Source organism: Marinobacter sp. (assembly GCF_048266785.1).
Taxonomy (GTDB): Bacteria; Pseudomonadota; Gammaproteobacteria; order Pseudomonadales; family Oleiphilaceae; genus Marinobacter.
In genome coordinates this window covers 1-17490 of the sequence record NZ_JBLWYX010000014.1, presented here as the reverse complement: position 1 = coordinate 17490, position 17490 = coordinate 1, and the positions used below count along the sequence as shown (strand labels likewise).

Here is a 17490-nt window from a genome sequence, read left to right as displayed (position 1 = left end):
TTCACAGGCTGCTAATTCAGACTAGCTCCCATGACCTCAAAACAAGTGTACGTCGTCAGCCTCGGGATTTATCACTATTGATTGGAACCGGCGTCACATTCTGGATCAGCGCGTCCAAAATATTGCAGTGTTTAACAATAATGCCGGTCTCCAGAACCAGTTTCAATCCGCACTTTCGCCAGCAGACCAGGCCGCATACTCGAGCGGCAAGTGGCCGAATCTGAGACAGTATTCGAGCCAGTCTGCAAGAAATCCGTTGACCTGAACTTTTTCATCCGGATGGTGCATAAAGCGGTTGGGATAGTCATTAACAGGCGCAATCTGCGTGTCACGATAGCAACTGATGACCTCCGCCATGGCAGCATCGTGGTATACCCGAACGGTCATCTGTGGATTATTGAGCCAACGTCCGCTGTTGTGGATCTGCTCGAGCAAGAGAGTTTCCGTATACCGGGCGGTTTGCAGCACCTGGATCCGAACGCGGCCCAGGTACTCACTTTCCCGGTGCAGCTCAATTTCACACACTGGCTGATCGTCCACCCTGAGCTGGCGTAGCCTGCGAAGGCGCTGGTAGTTACCTTCACACAAGGCGCCCAGCTGGCGCAGGTCAGGCACATACCGCTTGGGCTTCATCGTCCACTCACCCATTACTACCACCCTGCCTGCAGTCTGGCCCTGTTGAGCTGGAGCCATTGTATCGCGATAATTGCGGCAGCGTTATTGATGCGACCGTCACGGATCATGTCTATGGCTTCGTCGGCGGAAACTACGTGGGCTCGTATGTCTTCGTGCTCGTCTTCGAGCCCATACAGGCCGCCCGCTGATTCGGTGCTGACTTTGCCGCAGTACAGGTAAACCATCTCAGTAGTGCCACCCGGTGAAACAAGATAATCACAGATTTTTTCGAGCCTGGTGAAACTGAGCCCGGCCTCTTCCTGACCTTCTCTCTGAGCAACGTCTTCGCTGCTTTCACCGTTTTCGTTCATTCCAGCGACCAGTTCCAGCAACCATGGCGACTGGTCGCGCCCGATTGCGCCCAAGCGAAATTGCTCAAGCAGAACCACTTCGTCGCGACCGGGATCGTAGGGGAGCACGCAGGTGGCATCGCCGCGAAGAAAGAGTTCGCGGGTAAACCGAGGCATACTCCGGCCATCGAAGCGCGGATGTGTCAGCCACAGCTTGTCCATGCGAAAAAAGCCTTGGAAAACGGTTTCACGTTTTTCGATGGTGACGTCGCTGGCTTTAAACTGGAACGGCTCGGTCATGGTTTACCCTGCAGTGGAATCGACTTTGAACGATAGACTCAGGCTGTGGGGTATTGCAAGCCTTCTTGGTGCTTGCTTGGGTGCAAGACAGGGATCGAGAGGGCTTATCAAAACACGCTCCTTGCGGCACATCCATGTGACGCTTGGGCTCCGCCATCCATGGCTCCGCACAGTTTTGGAACGCCCTCTCCATCCCCGCCCCAGACTCATGAGCTATACGCTGGCAGTCGCGAGCTCCTATTACGCCGGCCGCCAGCTTCCGGGAAACTCAGACCTTATCGTAGAGCTTACTGCCAGCGTCAATAAATTCCTTGGATTTCTCCTGCATACCGGCGTCCACCGCTGAGATCTCGTCCAAGCCGTGTTCTTTTGCGTAGTCGCGGACTTCCTGGGAGATTTTCATGGAGCAGAACTTTGGACCACACATAGAGCAGAAGTGCGCCACCTTCGCGGATTCCTTGGGTAGGGTTTCGTCGTGGAAGGCGCGAGCGGTGTCTGGATCCAGGCCGAGGTTGAACTGATCTTCCCAGCGGAATTCGAACCGGGCTTTGGAGAGGGCGTTGTCGCGTATCTGAGCGCCCGGGTGCCCTTTGGCCAGGTCGGCTGCGTGGGCGGAGATTTTGTAGGTGATGATGCCGGTTTTTACATCATCTTTGTTGGGCAGGCCCAGGTGCTCTTTGGGGGTGACGTAGCAAAGCATGGCGCAGCCGTACCAGCCGATCATGGCAGCCCCAATACCAGAGGTTATATGGTCGTAGCCGGGCGCTATGTCGGTGACCAGTGGACCGAGGGTATAGAACGGTGCTTCATCGCAGCATTCCAGCTGTTTATCCATGTTCTCTTTCACCAGGTGCATGGGCACGTGGCCGGGGCCTTCTATCATAACTTGTACATCGTGCTTCCAGGCAATCTTGGTCAGTTCACCCAGGGTTTCCAACTCGCCGAACTGGGCGGCGTCGTTGGCGTCGGCTATGGAGCCGGGGCGCAGGCCATCGCCTAGGCTGAAGGAGACATCGTAGGCTTTCATGATTTCGCAGATGTCTTCAAAGTGCTCGTACAGGAAGCTTTCCTGGTGGTGAGCCAGGCACCATTTCGCCATGATGGAGCCGCCGCGGGAGACGATACCGGTGGTGCGTTTGGCGGTCATGGGCACGTGGTGCAAGCGCACGCCGGCATGGATGGTGAAGTAGTCCACGCCCTGCTCTGCCTGCTCGATCAGGGTGTCCCGGAAGATTTCCCAAGTCAGATCTTCGGCGACTCCGCCTACTTTTTCCAGCGCTTGATAAATAGGCACTGTACCAATGGGAACCGGTGAGTTGCGGATGAGCCATTCGCGGGTTTCGTGAATGTTTTTGCCCGTGGAGAGATCCATAATGGTGTCGGAGCCCCAGCGAATGCCCCAGGTGAGTTTCTCCACTTCTTCCTCAATGGAGGAAGTAACCGCAGAGTTGCCGATGTTGCCGTTGATTTTCACCAGGAAGTTGCGGCCGATGATCATCGGCTCAGATTCCGGGTGGTTAATGTTGGCGGGGATAATTGCCCTGCCCCGCGCAACTTCGTCGCGCACGAACTCGGGGGTAATTTCCGGCGGCAGACTGGCCCCAAATGACTGGCCTGGGTGCTGATCTTTCAATAGCCCCTTTTCCCGGGCTTCCTGCAGCTTCATGTTTTCGCGTATCGCGATGAATTCCATTTCCGGCGTAACAATACCCTGACGCGCATAATGCATTTGGGTGACGTTTTTATCCGCTTGCGCGCGTAAAGGCTTACGCTCATCCATGAACCTGAGCGGATCAAGCTGCGGATCCTTCATACGACGGCGGGTGAACTCCGATGTATAGCTTGGCAACACCACGGTATCATTGCGTTCGGCTATCCAGGCGGCTCGAATAGCCGGTAGCCCCTTGCGCAAGTCGATGGTTGCGTCTGGGTCCATGTAAAGACCGGATGTGTCGTACACCATCACAGGCGGGTTTTTCTCGCCGCCCAATTCCGTGGGTGTATCCTGTACTGTAATTTCCCGCATAGGCACGCGCAGGTCGGAACGGCTACCCTGTACGTATACTTTGCGCGATCCTGGCAACGGTTGTATCGCGGCGGAATCTACGCGGGCGGAATCACTGAGGTAGGTTGGCAGATCTGTCATCATTCGCTCCCGGAATTTGGCTTTGGTATTCGGGTCGCGTATGACGGAGAGAGCTGCTACGCCTTTATTTCACAGGCAGCGCTGGCTCTTCGATGGTCTGGTCTCAATCCCTACGCCGGTATTATCCGGATCAGGTCGCGGGTTCTGCGCTGCAATCTCAGCCGGCTACCCAAACAAATCAGGTAGCCAGCACCCCGTCAAGACGCGAGTCTATAATGCATAGCACTCAAAGTGAGTGCGATTTGCAAGTGTAGAGCTGAGAGCAATTATTGTCCATAATGATGGGTCTTTGCAGGCCGGTTCGATTTTTCATGTCACTATTGATGCCGCTCCCATATTTTCCGCAAAGGTCCGGCATTCCCTTATAAGCGCCCCGAGAGGGCGCAGACGCGTATATGTACTCAGGAGTAACAATGAAGAAACGATTGTTTTCCGGGCTAGTTGGCCTCTTGGCGGCACATCCCGCTCTTTCCCTGGACCTGGTCGAGACCTATGAGAAAGCACTCTCCTACGACTCTGGCATTGCTGCAGCTCAGGCCAGGTTTGAATCCCAGCAAGCGGCCAGCGATGTCACCCGGAGCGCCCTGCTGCCACAGATTGACGCCTATGGTGATGCTAGCCATATTGATTCGGACGGCCCCAGCGCTAGCCAGGACAGCAGCTACCGAGAATTTAACTATGGCGTGCAACTGACACAGCCATTGTTCCGTGCGGACGCGTGGTTTCAATACGACGCCAGCCAGTTCCAGACAGAATCTGCCCGAGCGCAATACAACCTGGCGCAGCAGCAACTGATCCTGGATGTTGCAACCGCTTATTTTGACGTTTTGCGGGCTCAGGATACGGTAACAACCGCCCGGGCTACCGAGGCTGCGATCCAACGCCAGTACGAGCAGGCTCAGGAGCGCTTTGATGTCGGCCTGATTGCCATTACAGAAGTGTATGAAGCCCGCGCCAGCTATGACGACAGCAGAAGCCAGCGCATTGCCGCGGAGAACCAGACCAACATTGCCAGGGAACAACTGGCCCGGCTGACCGGTGAATATTCGGAGGATCTGGAGAATCTGCGTCAGAACTTCCCTCTGGGACGGCCTGAGCCAATGGATCCGACCGCGTGGGAAATGACGGCACTGGAACAAAACTGGTCTATTCAGTCCGCAATTTACGATCTGAGCGCCAGTGAGTCCGGGCTGAAAGTCGCCAAAGCGGGTCATTATCCGACCGTTGACCTGAATGCGTCTTACGGCAAATCCGATGTTGACGGCATTGACCAAAACTCGCTAAGCATCCAGCGTGACGGCGTCAGCACCCAGGGTATTATCGGGCTTAGCCTCAACGTCCCCTTGTACTCTGGCGGTGGAACACAGGCCGGCGTGCGTCAGCAGCGCTCTCTGGTTACCGTAGCCGAACAGTCGCTGAATACCGTGCGCCGCGACGTGCGGGTAAATACCCGCAGCCTGTTCCTGACCATTAATAATAACGTTGAAACTGCGTCTGCTCTGGAGCGCACGATTATTTCACGCCGCAGCGCACTGGATGCCACTCGTGCAGGCTATGATGTGGGGACCCGGAACATTGTCGAGGTACTGGATGCGGAGCGGGCCTACTATGTGGCGCTGAGAGACTACGCTAACGCCCGTTATGACTACGTGAACAACACGCTTCAGTTAAAGCAGGCCGCCGGCACACTCAGCCCAAGAGACCTTATTGATCTGAACAACTGGCTTAGCGCCAATGCCCCGGGCATTGAAGCTCTGGCCAACGATCAGGAAACTCTGAACGACCCTGCTCGTTAGGCCAAGCGCTAAGCCCCGGCAAAGTCCTGTGGAGGCAGAGTAGGGAGTGCAAACTCCTCACTCTGCCATACATCAAACCCTTTCAATAATCCCGTCAACCACTCTGTCCAGTGCACCCTTGTTTTTATTGACCACGGACAATGCACGTTGGCCACTGGCCTGGCGTTCGCCAGCATCACTGAACAGAGGCAGCAGGCAACGGGACAGCTCATCGGCACCTCCGACCATCGTAACGCCTCCGTCGTCGAGAAGCCTCTGGTAAATGGTTTCAAAATTGAACACATGGGCCCGGAGATTACCGGGATTCCCCAACCTGCTGGCTCCAGCGGGTTGTGACCGTTGCGAGCGAGCAGGCGCCCCACCATAGGCCCCGCAGCAATGGTTTCGCCAACCGACACAGCATGCACCCATACCACTGTGCGCTGATCGGGGGCACGAAGCCCAGACGCTGCTGCCAATTACGGCGCAGCTCCGGGGCCTGCCGGCCTTGCCACCACAAACGTAAAAGAATAAATGGAAGCAGCAACCGTATAAGCTGTGAATAGATAAATTGAAGCACGCAGGACTCCCGGCAAACCAGTGCGCTATCATATCGCAAAGCCTATTGATTTGCTTCCGGCTCACCCAGCCGGGCACCATAGTCTCATAGTCTGCCCAGCAACCCACCGACCCCCGGGATCTGTTTCACGTGAAAAAGAAATACCGCAGGCAGCCACGCAACACTGACTACTCCGCCTACCTCCACCCTCGCTGGTGGTCGACCTGGGCCGGGATTATTGTAATGTGGTGTGTGGCCCAGCTTCCCATCCGTTTTCAGTGGTGGCTCGGCAAACGGGTCGGCCTTCTGGCTTGGCGTTTTGCCGGCAGGCGCCGCCACATAGCCGAAGTAAACGTCCGGCTATGCTTCCCGGAGTTCAATCAGTCGCAACAGGCTGCGTTGGTTCGAAATACCTTTATTGCCAATGGAATTGGCCTGATCGAGCTGGGCATAGCATGGTTCCGAAACCCTGCAAGGCTTACCGGCATAACGGAAGTTCACGGCAAGGAGTACCTCGATACCGCACTGGCCGAGGGCAAAGGTGTTCTGCTGTTGGGAGGCCATTACAGCACTCTGGATCTCGGTGGCAGCCTCATTACCGAGTACATTGAAGCGGATGTAATGCAGCGGGACCACAACAATCCGCTGATGAATGCCATCATGACACGGGCAAGGGAGCGCCGGTATGAAACCGTTCTCAGTGCACGGGACCTCAGGGGCTTGTTCCGGAGCCTGCGCAATAATCGCACCGTGTGGTACGCCGCCGATCAGGACTATGGGCGCAAAGATATCGTATTTGCGCCCTTCTTTGGCATACCAACCGGCACCATAACAGCAACTTCACGCATTGTGGCACGCAGTAAATGCAAGGTGGTTCCTTTCAGCCATTTCCGGCGAGACGACAAGCCCGGTTACGACATTTATTTTCACCCTCCGCTGGAACCATTCCCCAGCGGAGATGACTTGCAGGATGCGACCTTGATCAATCAGATTCTGGAGCGGGAGATCCGGCGCGCTCCAGACCAGTACCTTTGGATGCATCGGCGTTTCAAAACGCGTCCGGACAGAGACGATCCGGGTTTTTATGGCGGCATATAAAGCATTAAAAGCACCCGTAATATGGTTGCTCACAGACAACAAACCCGGCATCGGAATCAACTGAAATGCCTGGGCCCGCTGGAGCGATCACGCTACGGTAATGGGTGGCAAAACCGGCCAGGAGAAACCTCTCTGGGAAGCGGACCGGGCCGCGCAGTGGGTTATCCATCGCTGGCTTTCCCCGGGCGCCGGCAAGACAGCGCGATGTTGATGCTCAATGCGTATGGTAACATCCGCACTTGAACCTGATGCTCAGGAAAGCGCTCACAAACTCAAGCCCGGAGTAAACTCATGATTCATCCCGTCATTATGGCTGGCGGTACCGGCTCGCGACTGTGGCCTCTGTCACGACAACTGAACCCGAAACAGTTTCTTAAACTGACAGACGGCCCGCTCTCGATGCTGCAATCGACGGTGGCCAGGCTTGACGGAATGGACGCGCAAAAACCACTCCTGATCTGCAATGAGGAGCACCGTTTTCTGGCAGCGGAGCAAATGCGGCAGTCCGGCCATGAGGATAGCTGCATCATCCTGGAGCCCTGCGGTCGCAACACCGCGCCTGCCATTGCGCTGGCGGCACTGCAACTGTGCGAGAGCGCCGATGGCGATGACCCGCTGATGCTGGTTCTTGCCGCCGATCATCTGATCAAGGATGTGCAGGTGTTCCAGGCAGGCGTGGCAAAGGCTGTACCCCTGGCAAAAGAAGGCAAACTTGTCACCTTCGGAATTGTTCCCCACCAACCTGAAACCGGGTACGGCTATATACATCGCGGCAGTGCACTGGCCGCTGATTGCTACTCCGTTGATGGCTTTGTGGAAAAGCCTGATATTGAGACCGCTAAAACCTATCTTGCGTCTGGAGAGTACCTCTGGAACAGCGGCATGTTCCTGTTTGGCGCCCGGCAATACCTGGCAGAGCTGGAGTTACACCGCCCTGATATTCTGTCTGTCTGCCGTGCCGCGATGACGGATACCAGCGAGGACTTGCACTTTATCAGGGTGAGTTCGGCGCTGTTCGCGAACTGCCCTTCTGAATCCGTGGACTATGCCGTTATGGAGAAAACCGATCACGCTGCGGTTGTCTCTCTGGATGCCGGGTGGAGTGATATCGGATCCTGGTCCGCCCTTTGGGATGTCAGCGACAAAGACCCGGATGGAAACAGCCTCAGCGGCGACGTCATAGCGCACCAAACCCGAAGTACGCTTGTTCGCGCAGACAGCCGCCTCGTTGCGACCATTGGTCTCAATGATCTTGTCATCATCGAGACCAAGGATGCCGTTCTTGTTGCTCACAAAGACAAAGTTCAGGATATAAAAGCGGTGGTTGAGCAAATCCGCAGCGATGGCCGGCACGAGCATATGAATCATCGTGAGGTCTATCGGCCCTGGGGTATCTACGACTCTATAGATAGCGGTCCGCGCTACCAGGTGAAGCGAATCACTGTAAAACCCGGAGCAAAGCTTTCTGTTCAGATGCATCATCATCGGGCTGAGCACTGGATTGTCGTTAGCGGCACAGCACGGGTGACCAACGGCGAAAAAACCTATCTGGTCACCGAAAATCAGTCCACATACATTCCAATAGGACAAGTGCACTCTCTGGAAAACCCGGGAGTTATCGATCTGGAGCTGATCGAAGTGCAATCCGGCTCCTATCTTGGAGAGGATGACATTGTCAGATACGAAGACCGGTACGGTAGAAAATGACCAAGCTGGTCGGCTTGTTTATGTGGAAGCTGCCCGCAAAACCTCGTGAGGTTACCGACATCAACCTCTCTATTTGCCTTCCGGAACTGCCAAAACCCAGGCGTGGCGACAGACAGGGCCGGAATCACAGCCTCTCGATAATGCCTTCCACCACCTTATCAAGAGCCCCACGGTTCTTGCTGACCACGACCTGCGCCCGCTGACCAAAGGCTAGCCGTTCTTTCGGGTTCGATATCAGATGGCTGACCGCCTGCGCCAGCTCCTGACTGCTCTGGACCCTTTGTGCTCCGTGATCACATTCCAGGTGCTCGTAAATCGTCTCGAAATTGAACACATGGGGGCCGGAAAACACCGGAATGCCCCACGCCGCCGGCTCCAGAGGATTGTGCCCGCCGCGCGCAACCAGTGAACCGCCCACGAACGCGATATCGCTGGCACCGTAAAGCATCATCAACTCGCCCATGGTATCGCCAACATAGACCTGGGCAGTTTCCGGATTCTGGCCAGATGAACGCCGAACCACCTTGAAGCCCTTACTTGTCGCCATTTCAGATACCGAATCAAAGCGCTCCGGATGGCGAGGCACAAGAACCAATAACGCCGTAGGGTGGCATTCGAGTACGCATCGCTGGGCTTCCAGAAGCTGCACATCCTCACCACTGTGCGTACTACCCGCAATCCAGACCGGCCGCCGCCCAAACTGCTGTCGCAAGCTTGCGGAGGCCTCACGGACATCCTCGGGCATATCGACATCAAATTTCACGCTACCGGTAACCTCAACGTGCGATGTTGCAACACCAATACGCCGAAATCGTTCGGCATCCCGCTCGGCCTGCGCCGCCACCCAGGTAATGCTCTGCATGATCGGGGCCAGCAGTTTTCCCACCCGCTCGTAGCCACGGGCAGAGCGTTCCGACAACCGGGCATTAATAAGAAACACTGGCACATTACGTTGTCGGCACTGGCCGATCATATTGGGCCAGATTTCAGTTTCGAGGATAACCAGAATCCGGGGATTGACGCGATCAAGAAAACGCCGAATTGCGCCCGGCGTGTCGTATGGGGCGTAGGCATAGGCTACCCTGTCACCAAACATCTTCCGAGCCTGAGCGAGACCGGTGTCTGTCATGGCGGTCATAAGGATCGCGACATCAGGATTCCGTGCCAACAACCGTCTTACCATTGGCGCAGCGGCAATGGTTTCACCCACGGACACGGCGTGCACCCAAATGACTGGCCCGGACATTTCCGGCACAATGCCAAGACGATGCAGCCAGTTTTTGCGGCGGGCGGGGACATTTCGGCCACGCCACCACAGACGGATCATGATAAACGGCAGGGCGATTCTGATAAGTTGAGAATAAATGAACGGCAACACGCGGGACTCCCGGCAAAACGATGCGTTATCATGGTGCGGTCATTCTTTTGCCGGGCATCTTGCCCGCGAACAGACCGTTTGTCGATGTAGGATCTGCGATTTTGAAGAATAAGTACCGCAAGTTTCCCGGAAATACCAATTATTCCGGCTGTCTCCACACCAGGTGGTAGACGGCCTGGAGGATGCCTCCCGCATCAACGCCCTTATTAGAGCAGGAAATTCGCAAAGCACCCGACCAGACCCGGGCGAAGATGACATTATACGTTTTGAGGATCGATGCGAAAGATTATGAGCAATTTGAAGTATTACCTGATTACCAGCCCATTTCGAGCTGTCGGCGCCCTGTCATTGAGCCTGGCTCAGCGTATCGGGATGTGGGCGGGACTACTGGCATGGAAACTGGGAACCAACTCCCGAAGTGTCACAGAAACCAACATAAGGTTGTGCCTCCCTGAACTGTCGGTGCAACAACAACGTGAACTCTCGCGTAAGTCCATGATGCACACCGGCATCACCGCCCTGGAAATTCCCCTGATATGGGAATGGCCAGTAGAGAAATGCTTGGGCCTGATTCGAGAGACGGAAGGTATCGAGCTGGTGGACGCAGCGCTGGCTTCCGGCAAAGGCCTGATCCTTGTGGCGCCACACCTGGGCAACTGGGAACTGGCAGGGTTGTATTTTTCCGCGCGCTACAAAATGGCCGTCCTGTACAGCCCGCCCCCTGTCCCGGAATTCGAGGAGTACATGATTCGGGTACGGAGCCGGCTGGGCTGTGAGCTGGTTCGCGGAGATCGCAAGGGACTTTCCAGGCTGATGAACCTCCTGAAGGAAGGCGGCATTGCCGGAATTCTTCCAGACCAGTCCCCCCGAGGCAAAACCAACGCCTACGCACCGTTTTTTGGCATTGAAGTCCGCACCATGACCCTGGCTAGCAAACTATTGCAGAAAACCGGCGCCAAGGCTCTGGTAAGCTATGCCGAAAGGCTGCCTCACCATCAGGGTTTTCGTCTTGTGGTCACCGAAGCCGCGCCCGGCCTGGACGACAAAGATCCGACAGCGGCGGCCACGGCCCTGAACCAGTCGATCGAAAAGGTAGTCCGGCGTATTCCCGAGCAGTACCAGTGGGAATACAAGCGCCTGCGGCACCAGCCGGAAGGCCGACCCAACCCCTACAAACACAACGGAAAACGCTGACATGGCGACCGTAGCAACGAGCACACCGGTCGTCTGGTTACTGACCGACAACAAGCCTGGCCACAAGAACCAACTGCGGGGACTTGGCGACCGGCTGTCAGCCCGAGCCGATGTTCATGTCCTCTGGATTGATGCACAGCGGCACCCGGTTTCCTGGATTCAGGCCGTGCTCGGGCTGGCGCCCGATATCCAGCAGCCCTCACCCGACATTATTGTGGCTGCAGGCAGCCAGACCCAGAGACTCCTGCTTGCCTGCCGCAAACGCTATAACGCAGTTACCGTTGTACTCATGCGCCCGGTTTTGCCCCTGCCGCAACCTGATCTGGCCATCATTCCAGCCCACGATAACCCACCCGAGCGACCGAACGTTCTGATCACCCGGGGCGTACTTAATGCGATAACGCCGCAACCGCAAGCAGTAGAACAACGCAACGGATTGCTCTTGCTCGGCGGACCCTCCGAGCACTATGACTGGGACAGCGATGCCATTCTGCACCAAGTGAACACACTGGCAGAGGAATACCCCCAGTGGCACTGGAAACTAACGTCCTCACGCCGAACGCCAGCGCCATTGCTCAACACGCTGGCAAGCCTCCAGCAGGAAAACCTGACCTTTTACCATCATCGCGACACCGGCCCCGAATGGCTGCCCGAAACCTTGAGCACCTCCAGGGCCGTCTGGGTGTCACCGGACAGCGTTTCGATGGTTTATGAAGCCCTGACTGCCGGCACCCCGACCGGATTGCTGAACCTGGCGGCCCGTAGCGGCAGCCGCGTCGTCAAAGGTCTGGAATCCCTGAAAACCGAGGTGCTTGTAACAGGCTGGGGGGACCGGGAGCGCCTGATGAATACACGTCCTGATCAAAGCCCCCGGCTTTGGGAGGCAGACCGCGCAGCAGACTGGCTAATGACAAAATACAGGGAGCTTCGTTGATGCGGGTATTGCAGGTTCTGCCGGCGCTGAACAGTGGCGGCGTGGAGCGTGGCAGCGTGGAGTTGGCCCGCGAACTGGTCAACCAGGGCCATGAATCCATCGTGCTGTCGTCCGGCGGTCGGCTGGTTGAGCAACTGAAAGCCGAAGGTTCCCGCCACGTAACCATGCCCATTCACCGCAAGGCGCTCGCCTCCTTTGGCCAGATACGACCGGTACGACGGCTGCTCCAGGAGCTTCGGCCCGATGTCATTCACGTTCGTTCCAGACTGCCGGCCTGGATTATCTGGCTCGCCTGGCGCGGTTTACCTGAGGCCAGCCGACCTGCTCTGGTCAGCACCTTCCACGGCATGTACTCAGTCAACGCCTACAGCGCTATCATGGCCAAACCGCACCACCTGATCGCGATTTCCCAGTGTGTCGAGCAGTACATACTGAGCAACTACAAGGTGGCCCCCGAACGCATCACCATCATTCAGCGCGGTGTGGATACTCGGGCGTTTTCACCGGCGCCACCCGAACCCCACTGGCTGCAACAGCTGTACCGAGACTATCCACAGCTACAGGGCAAAAAACTGATCCTGATGCCTGGGCGCCTGACGCGCTGGAAAGGCCAGGAAGCCTTCCTGGCTATGATGAGCGAGCTGATCCAGCGGGATCCCGAAGCCCATGGCGTTGTCGTTGGCGGGGCCGAGAAAAGCAAGGAGGGGTACCTTGCGGAGCTGGAGTCCAGAACCGCGGAGCTTGGCCTGAAACAACACGTCACGTTTACCGGCCACCGCTCGGACATTGTCGAGTTTTATCGCCTGGCCGATGTGGTCTGCCACATGTCCAGCAAACCCGAACCTTTCGGTCGCACCTTGACCGAAGCGCTCGCCGTGGGCACACCGGTTGTCGCTTTTGATCGGGGCGGCGCGGCCGAGTCGCTTTCCGCCTGCTTCCCGGCGGGCCTGGTGCCGCCGGATGATCTCCCCGCCTTCGCTGAACGCGTACACCAACTGCTGAACCAGCAAGCGCACATTCAGGTTCACCCTGAATTCAAACTTGAGCACCAGGTCCAGGCCACACTGGAGGTCTACCGAAAGGCCATGACGGACGCCTGAAGACCCCGGCCCCGCCGGCTGCTACAATATTGCGTTTAAACTCAGAGGAAGTGCCAGACATGCGAGTACTGCATATTGCCTATCAGCAACTGCGCCGCTATGGCCAGACCCGGGTAAGCTGGGCACAGAAGCTGACCAATGGTCTCATCAAAAACGATCACTTCGTGTCGGTCTTCAGTGATCGGGATGTGGCGGCGTTCGAAGCACCACTGGGTATTCGTGATCTGGGTAAAAACAAGGCCAACCGGAAACTGCTGGAAACCGTTGATGCTGTCGAGCCGGATCTGGTGATTGCAGGGCACTGCGACATTATCACCAACGATACCCTGGCGCAGATCCGCAAACGGCACCCGTCTGTCACCCTTGCTCACTGCAACAACGATCCACTGTTCGTTCCGGAGAACGTGGAACGGATCAAACATCGGGCCGCGGTGGTCGATGCCATATTTGTATCCACCGGTCGGCGCGAACTGGGCATTTTTGAAGACATCGGCGCGCGGGTCTATCACATGCCCAACCCGGTGGATCCCGCCATCGAGAGCATGCGCAACGACGAACGCACAGATCTCGATATAGACCTTCTGTTCTGCAGCAACAGCACCAACTTCACCAAGCGGCTGGAAAGGGTCAAATGGCTCAAGGATCAGCTCGGTGATGAACTCAACTTCAAAACGTACGGCAGCTTTGGTGAAGCTCCGGTGTGGGGGCGCGATTATGATCGGGCGCTGGCGCGAACCCGCATGGGCCTGAACCTGAACCGCCAGGAAGGCCATTACTGGTATTCCTCGGCCCGCATGGCACAGCTTGCCGGTAACGGCATCCTGCAATTTACCCACAGCGGGCCCCGTTTTGATGAGCTCATGCCTCCGGAAAGCATCGTTTACTTCAACGACCAGGAAGATCTGCTGGCAAAAATCCGGGAATTCCACCACGACGACGCCAAGCGCCGGCTCTGGGCGAATCGGGCAAGAGAGTTTTTCCAGACCGAAATCAACTCCCGCCTCAATGCCCAGTACATTGTTGAAGCATCGCTGATGCAGCCCTTCACTCACGATTACGTGTGGGCACAAGACATCAATCTGGACGGCAGCCAGAAATGACCCTAACGCTGTCAGATCAGAAGCCCTTCGCCAAAGGCGGACATCGATTATGCTTTGTTCATCCGGAAAATGACCAGCACTGCATAAAGGTACGACGGCCGGACTTTACTCTTGAAGACTTACGGAAATCAAAAGGCTTTCCAAAAAACCTGAGACCCCTTAAGAGTTTTGACGATAATCTTGAGGAGTATCGGGTAATTGATGACATCACCAGAAAAATTGGTGCGGAGGCTTTTCAGCATATTTATCACTGCTACGGATTTATCGACACTGACCTCGGCCCGGGTCTGGAGTGTGAACTCATCCGGGACGATTCGGGCTTGATCTCCCTGTCACTGAAACAATACATTTGGGAACATGGGTACACCGAGAGTTGTAAACAGGCAGTCGAGGCTCTATCTAACTTTTGGGTTCGCCACCAGATTCCCTCCCGCAGATTACTTATCCATAACATTATGGCTCAACAATCCTCTGACGGCGATTTAAAGCGATTGGTTGTGATTGACGGACTTGGATCTCCCAACCTTGTCCCCTGGCACTGGCTATCCAGTCCCATCAAGACTCAAAAAGTGAATGAGCGTATCCGGCACCTGCAAGACAAGATCGAAGAAGCTGTATACAAGAGGAGTCAGGGAGTAATGCCCAGCAGGGTCGGCTTTCTCGACCACAGGGATGACCTAACATCATTCGATGGACCTCTGCCAAGTACACGAGAGGAAGATTAAATCATGCGGTTAATGCAAATACTTCTATCCCAATCACAGGCTGGAGCAGAAACCTATTTTGAAAAAGTTACTGCTGCGTTAGCTCTGGACCCATCCATCACCCAAAAGGTTGTCATTGAGGCGTTGCCCCCGAGGGAACAGCGCCTGACAAAAGCCGGTGTTGATTATTTCACACTTCCCATGGGGAAAGTGGCCAAACCACTGCTGTATAACCGGAAGCTCAAATCCATTGTTCGTGATTTCGCTCCTGATATCATCGTCACTTGGGTAAACCGGGCCTCCCGGAAATGCCCTCCAACCGACGCTATCGTTGTTGGCAGGCTGGGGGGCTACTATAACCTTAAAAATTACCAGAAGTGTGATCACTTGATTGTGAATACCCACGACCTAGTCAGGCATGTCATTGAGAACGGCTGGTCTGCTGATTATGTCAGCATGATCAGCAACTGTGGCGAACTGCCATCACGCCTAAGCATGCCGTCGCCAAAACCGGATATCCCGGAAGGGCACCGGGTACTGCTGGCTCTTGGACGATTGCATAAAAAGAAGGCGCATGACACGCTCATTAGGGCACTCCCGGACATCCCGGACACCACGCTGCTTATTGCTGGTACCGGCCAACTACAGGAAGAGTTGGAGGACTTGGCAAAGCAGTGCGGAGTGAACAGTCGCGTAAAATTTCTGGGCCTCAGGAAAGATGTTCAGGAGTTATTCGACCTAGCTGATATCTGCGTGTTTCCCTCACGTTTTGAGCCATTAGGCAACGTTGTATTGGAAGCCTGGGCAACGCATACTCCCATCGTGGCCGCTGCGAGCCAAGGGCCATCGTGGCTCATCACCCACGAAAAAGACGGCCTGCTATTCGAAATCGATTCTGCTGCAGGGTGTGCTCAAGCGGTCAACCGATTGCTGGATAACCCCGAACTCGCCAGTGAGCTAGCTAAAAATGGTTATGATGTTTTTAGGGAGCGGTTTTCAAAAGACGTGATTATGGTTCAGTACAAGGCACTCTTCACAAAACTCGTAAACGAACACCAAAAAGCTAATCTCACAGAACCCAGTCATTCCGGAAGCCTATAATGGATAAGCCTCGCATCGCCCAGGTTCTCGCCGGAGCCAAACAAGGGGGCGCCGAAAATTTCTTTGTGCGTTTGGTCAAGGGCCTTCAGGACACTAACCAGGTGGATCAGCACGCCTTCATTCGCGCTCATCGCCACCGCCTGGATTCGCTTGAGGCGGCCGGTGTTGCGAGTGATGGTTTCCGATTTGGCGGCAAGTTTAACCCCATTGGCGGCCTGCGTTTCCGTCGCGCCCTGCGGCAGTTTCACCCGGATATCGTCATGACCTGGATGAACCGCGCATCTATAGCAACACCTCCAGGCGACTACTCCCTGATAAGTCGCCTGGGGCACTACTATAACCTGAAGTACTATCGGCACGCCGATTACTGGATTGGCATATCTCATGGCATCTGCGATCATCTTATCCAAGGTGGCATGCCGGCAAAACGGGTATTCTACATACCCAACTTTGCCGACGAGACGCCGGTAAAGCCTCTACCCCGGGACAGCTTTGAGACGCCCGCAGACAGCCCATTGATTCTCGCGGCCGGACGACTGCATAAAAACAAAGGCTTCGACATCCTGCTACAGGCGCTCAAACAGGTGCCAGGGGCCACCCTCTGGTTGGCCGGCAGCGGACCGGAAGAACAGGCGCTAAAACAGCAGTGCACAGAACTTGGGCTTGACCAGCGGGTTCGTTTCCTGGGATGGCGCAACGATGTAACAACCTTGATGAAAACGGCAGACCTGTTTGTATGCCCCTCCCGACACGAAGGTTTAGGCTCCATCGTGATGGAGTCCTGGGCTCACGAGTGCCCGATTATCGCCACAGACTCCCAGGGGCCTGGAGAGCTTATTGAATCTGGCCACACCGGTATTATCACCCCCGTGGACGAAGCGGACGCGCTAGCCAGCGCCATTCGGGAACTGCTGGACAACCCCGTGGAGTCACAACGACTTGTCCAGAATGCCAGCCAACACTACTGGCAGCACTTCAGCCGATCGGTCATTGTTCAGCAATATCTGGATCTTTATGCGACCGTCCGAAAAAGTCGCTCAAGCGGCTAAACAGGCAAGCCAACAATGGAAGCTTTAAGCTCGGGTAGAGCTGCCTCAAACCTTAAGCTCAGCCTGTCTTTTTCAGAAAGTAACACTTGCTCGGCTGTCACGCCCCCCCAATCTACTGCGATATCCGGGTCATCCCACCGGATAGAACGTTCATACTCCGGCGCATAGAAATCCGTGCACTTGTACTGAAAATCCGCCGTTTCACTGGTTACCAGAAAGCCGTGGGCAAACCCCGGCGGCACCCACAACATGCGCTTGTTGTCTTCCGAAAGGTATTCCCCTACCCACTGGCCAAAGGTGGGTGAATTGGTGCGCAGGTCTACCGCCACATCAAATACTTCGCCATGGGTTACCCGCACCAGCTTACCCTGAGGGTGTTT

Annotated in this window: 16 protein-coding genes and 1 riboswitch; of the genes, 10 read left to right on the top strand and 6 right to left on the bottom strand. The window is 55.8% G+C overall.

The annotated features are described in order from the left end of the window. Positions 1-162: 162 nt before the first annotated feature. From ACN0V1_RS16565 to thiC, 3 genes are all read right to left on the bottom strand, one after another. Positions 163-648, bottom strand: a complete 486-nt coding sequence (locus tag ACN0V1_RS16565) for a DUF1249 domain-containing protein (RefSeq protein ID WP_417546056.1) — start codon at positions 646-648, stop codon at positions 163-165. Positions 649-650: 2 nt separating this feature from the next. Further along, on the bottom strand, positions 651-1265 hold the full coding sequence (locus ACN0V1_RS16560; protein WP_417546055.1) for an NUDIX domain-containing protein: 615 nt from the start codon (positions 1263-1265) through the stop codon (positions 651-653). A 268-nt stretch (positions 1266-1533) separates the two neighbouring features. Next, entirely contained in the window at positions 1534-3411 is a 1878-nt protein-coding gene (gene thiC / locus ACN0V1_RS16555) for a phosphomethylpyrimidine synthase ThiC (protein ID WP_417546054.1), read from the bottom strand. A gap of 90 nt (positions 3412-3501) precedes the next feature. Beyond that, positions 3502-3618: riboswitch (TPP riboswitch) on the bottom strand. Positions 3619-3824: 206 nt separating this feature from the next. Here thiC and ACN0V1_RS16550 point away from each other — a divergent pair. Continuing rightward, positions 3825-5207, top strand: coding sequence for a TolC family outer membrane protein (locus ACN0V1_RS16550; protein ID WP_417546053.1), 1383 nt, complete (start codon positions 3825-3827; stop codon positions 5205-5207). A gap of 72 nt (positions 5208-5279) precedes the next feature. Here the strand turns inward: ACN0V1_RS16550 and ACN0V1_RS16545 are convergent, their stop codons facing one another. Then, on the bottom strand, positions 5280-5519 hold the full coding sequence (locus ACN0V1_RS16545; RefSeq protein WP_417546125.1) for a hypothetical protein: 240 nt from the start codon (positions 5517-5519) through the stop codon (positions 5280-5282). Between the two features lie 376 nt (positions 5520-5895). Here ACN0V1_RS16545 and lpxL point away from each other — a divergent pair, with 376 nt between their 5' ends. Beyond that, positions 5896-6843, top strand: a complete 948-nt coding sequence (lpxL, locus tag ACN0V1_RS16540) for an LpxL/LpxP family Kdo(2)-lipid IV(A) lauroyl/palmitoleoyl acyltransferase (RefSeq protein WP_417546052.1) — start codon at positions 5896-5898, stop codon at positions 6841-6843. Positions 6844-7134: 291 nt separating this feature from the next. Next, positions 7135-8550: a mannose-1-phosphate guanylyltransferase/mannose-6-phosphate isomerase gene (locus tag ACN0V1_RS16535; protein WP_417546051.1), complete on the top strand. Its 1416-nt coding sequence runs from the start codon at positions 7135-7137 to the stop codon at positions 8548-8550. A gap of 124 nt (positions 8551-8674) precedes the next feature. Here the strand turns inward: ACN0V1_RS16535 and waaA are convergent, their stop codons facing one another. Further along, positions 8675-9928, bottom strand: a complete 1254-nt coding sequence (gene waaA / locus ACN0V1_RS16530) for a lipid IV(A) 3-deoxy-D-manno-octulosonic acid transferase (protein ID WP_417546050.1) — start codon at positions 9926-9928, stop codon at positions 8675-8677. Positions 9929-10216: 288 nt separating this feature from the next. Between waaA and ACN0V1_RS16525 the strand changes: the two genes are divergently transcribed. From ACN0V1_RS16525 to ACN0V1_RS16495, 7 genes are read left to right on the top strand one after another with little or no spacing between them, the layout of a single operon-like run. Continuing rightward, complete coding sequence (locus tag ACN0V1_RS16525) at positions 10217-11122, top strand: lysophospholipid acyltransferase family protein (protein WP_417546049.1); 906 nt, start codon at positions 10217-10219, stop codon at positions 11120-11122. A 1-nt stretch (position 11123) separates the two neighbouring features. Next, positions 11124-12056 carry a mitochondrial fission ELM1 family protein gene (locus ACN0V1_RS16520; RefSeq protein WP_417546048.1) on the top strand — a complete coding sequence of 311 codons (933 nt, stop codon included), beginning with the start codon at positions 11124-11126 and terminating at the stop codon, positions 12054-12056. Next, complete coding sequence (locus ACN0V1_RS16515) at positions 12056-13156, top strand: glycosyltransferase family 4 protein (RefSeq protein WP_417546047.1); 1101 nt, start codon at positions 12056-12058, stop codon at positions 13154-13156. The genes ACN0V1_RS16520 and ACN0V1_RS16515 overlap by 1 nt, the downstream gene beginning before the upstream one ends. Before the next feature lie 59 nt (positions 13157-13215). Beyond that, the gene (locus ACN0V1_RS16510) at positions 13216-14256 is read left to right on the top strand and encodes a glycosyltransferase family protein (protein WP_417546046.1); all 1041 of its coding nucleotides are present in this window, start codon (positions 13216-13218) and stop codon (positions 14254-14256) included. Further along, positions 14253-14981: a YrbL family protein gene (locus tag ACN0V1_RS16505; RefSeq protein ID WP_417546045.1), complete on the top strand. Its 729-nt coding sequence runs from the start codon at positions 14253-14255 to the stop codon at positions 14979-14981. Before ACN0V1_RS16510 ends, ACN0V1_RS16505 begins: the two co-directional genes overlap by 4 nt. Before the next feature lie 3 nt (positions 14982-14984). Then, a complete protein-coding gene (locus ACN0V1_RS16500) occupies positions 14985-16061 on the top strand; it encodes a glycosyltransferase family 4 protein (protein ID WP_417546044.1) in 1077 nt (358 codons plus the stop codon). After that, positions 16061-17110 (top strand): glycosyltransferase, encoded by a 1050-nt coding sequence (locus tag ACN0V1_RS16495; RefSeq protein WP_417546043.1) that lies wholly within the window; start codon positions 16061-16063, stop codon positions 17108-17110. The genes ACN0V1_RS16500 and ACN0V1_RS16495 overlap by 1 nt, the downstream gene beginning before the upstream one ends. On the opposite strand, the gene rfbC is transcribed toward ACN0V1_RS16495, so the two are convergent. Further along, positions 17107-17490 (bottom strand): dTDP-4-dehydrorhamnose 3,5-epimerase (gene rfbC, locus ACN0V1_RS16490; protein WP_417546042.1); only part of this gene is annotated, 384 nt, incomplete at its 5' end. The two genes, ACN0V1_RS16495 and rfbC, sit on opposite strands and share 4 nt — an antisense overlap.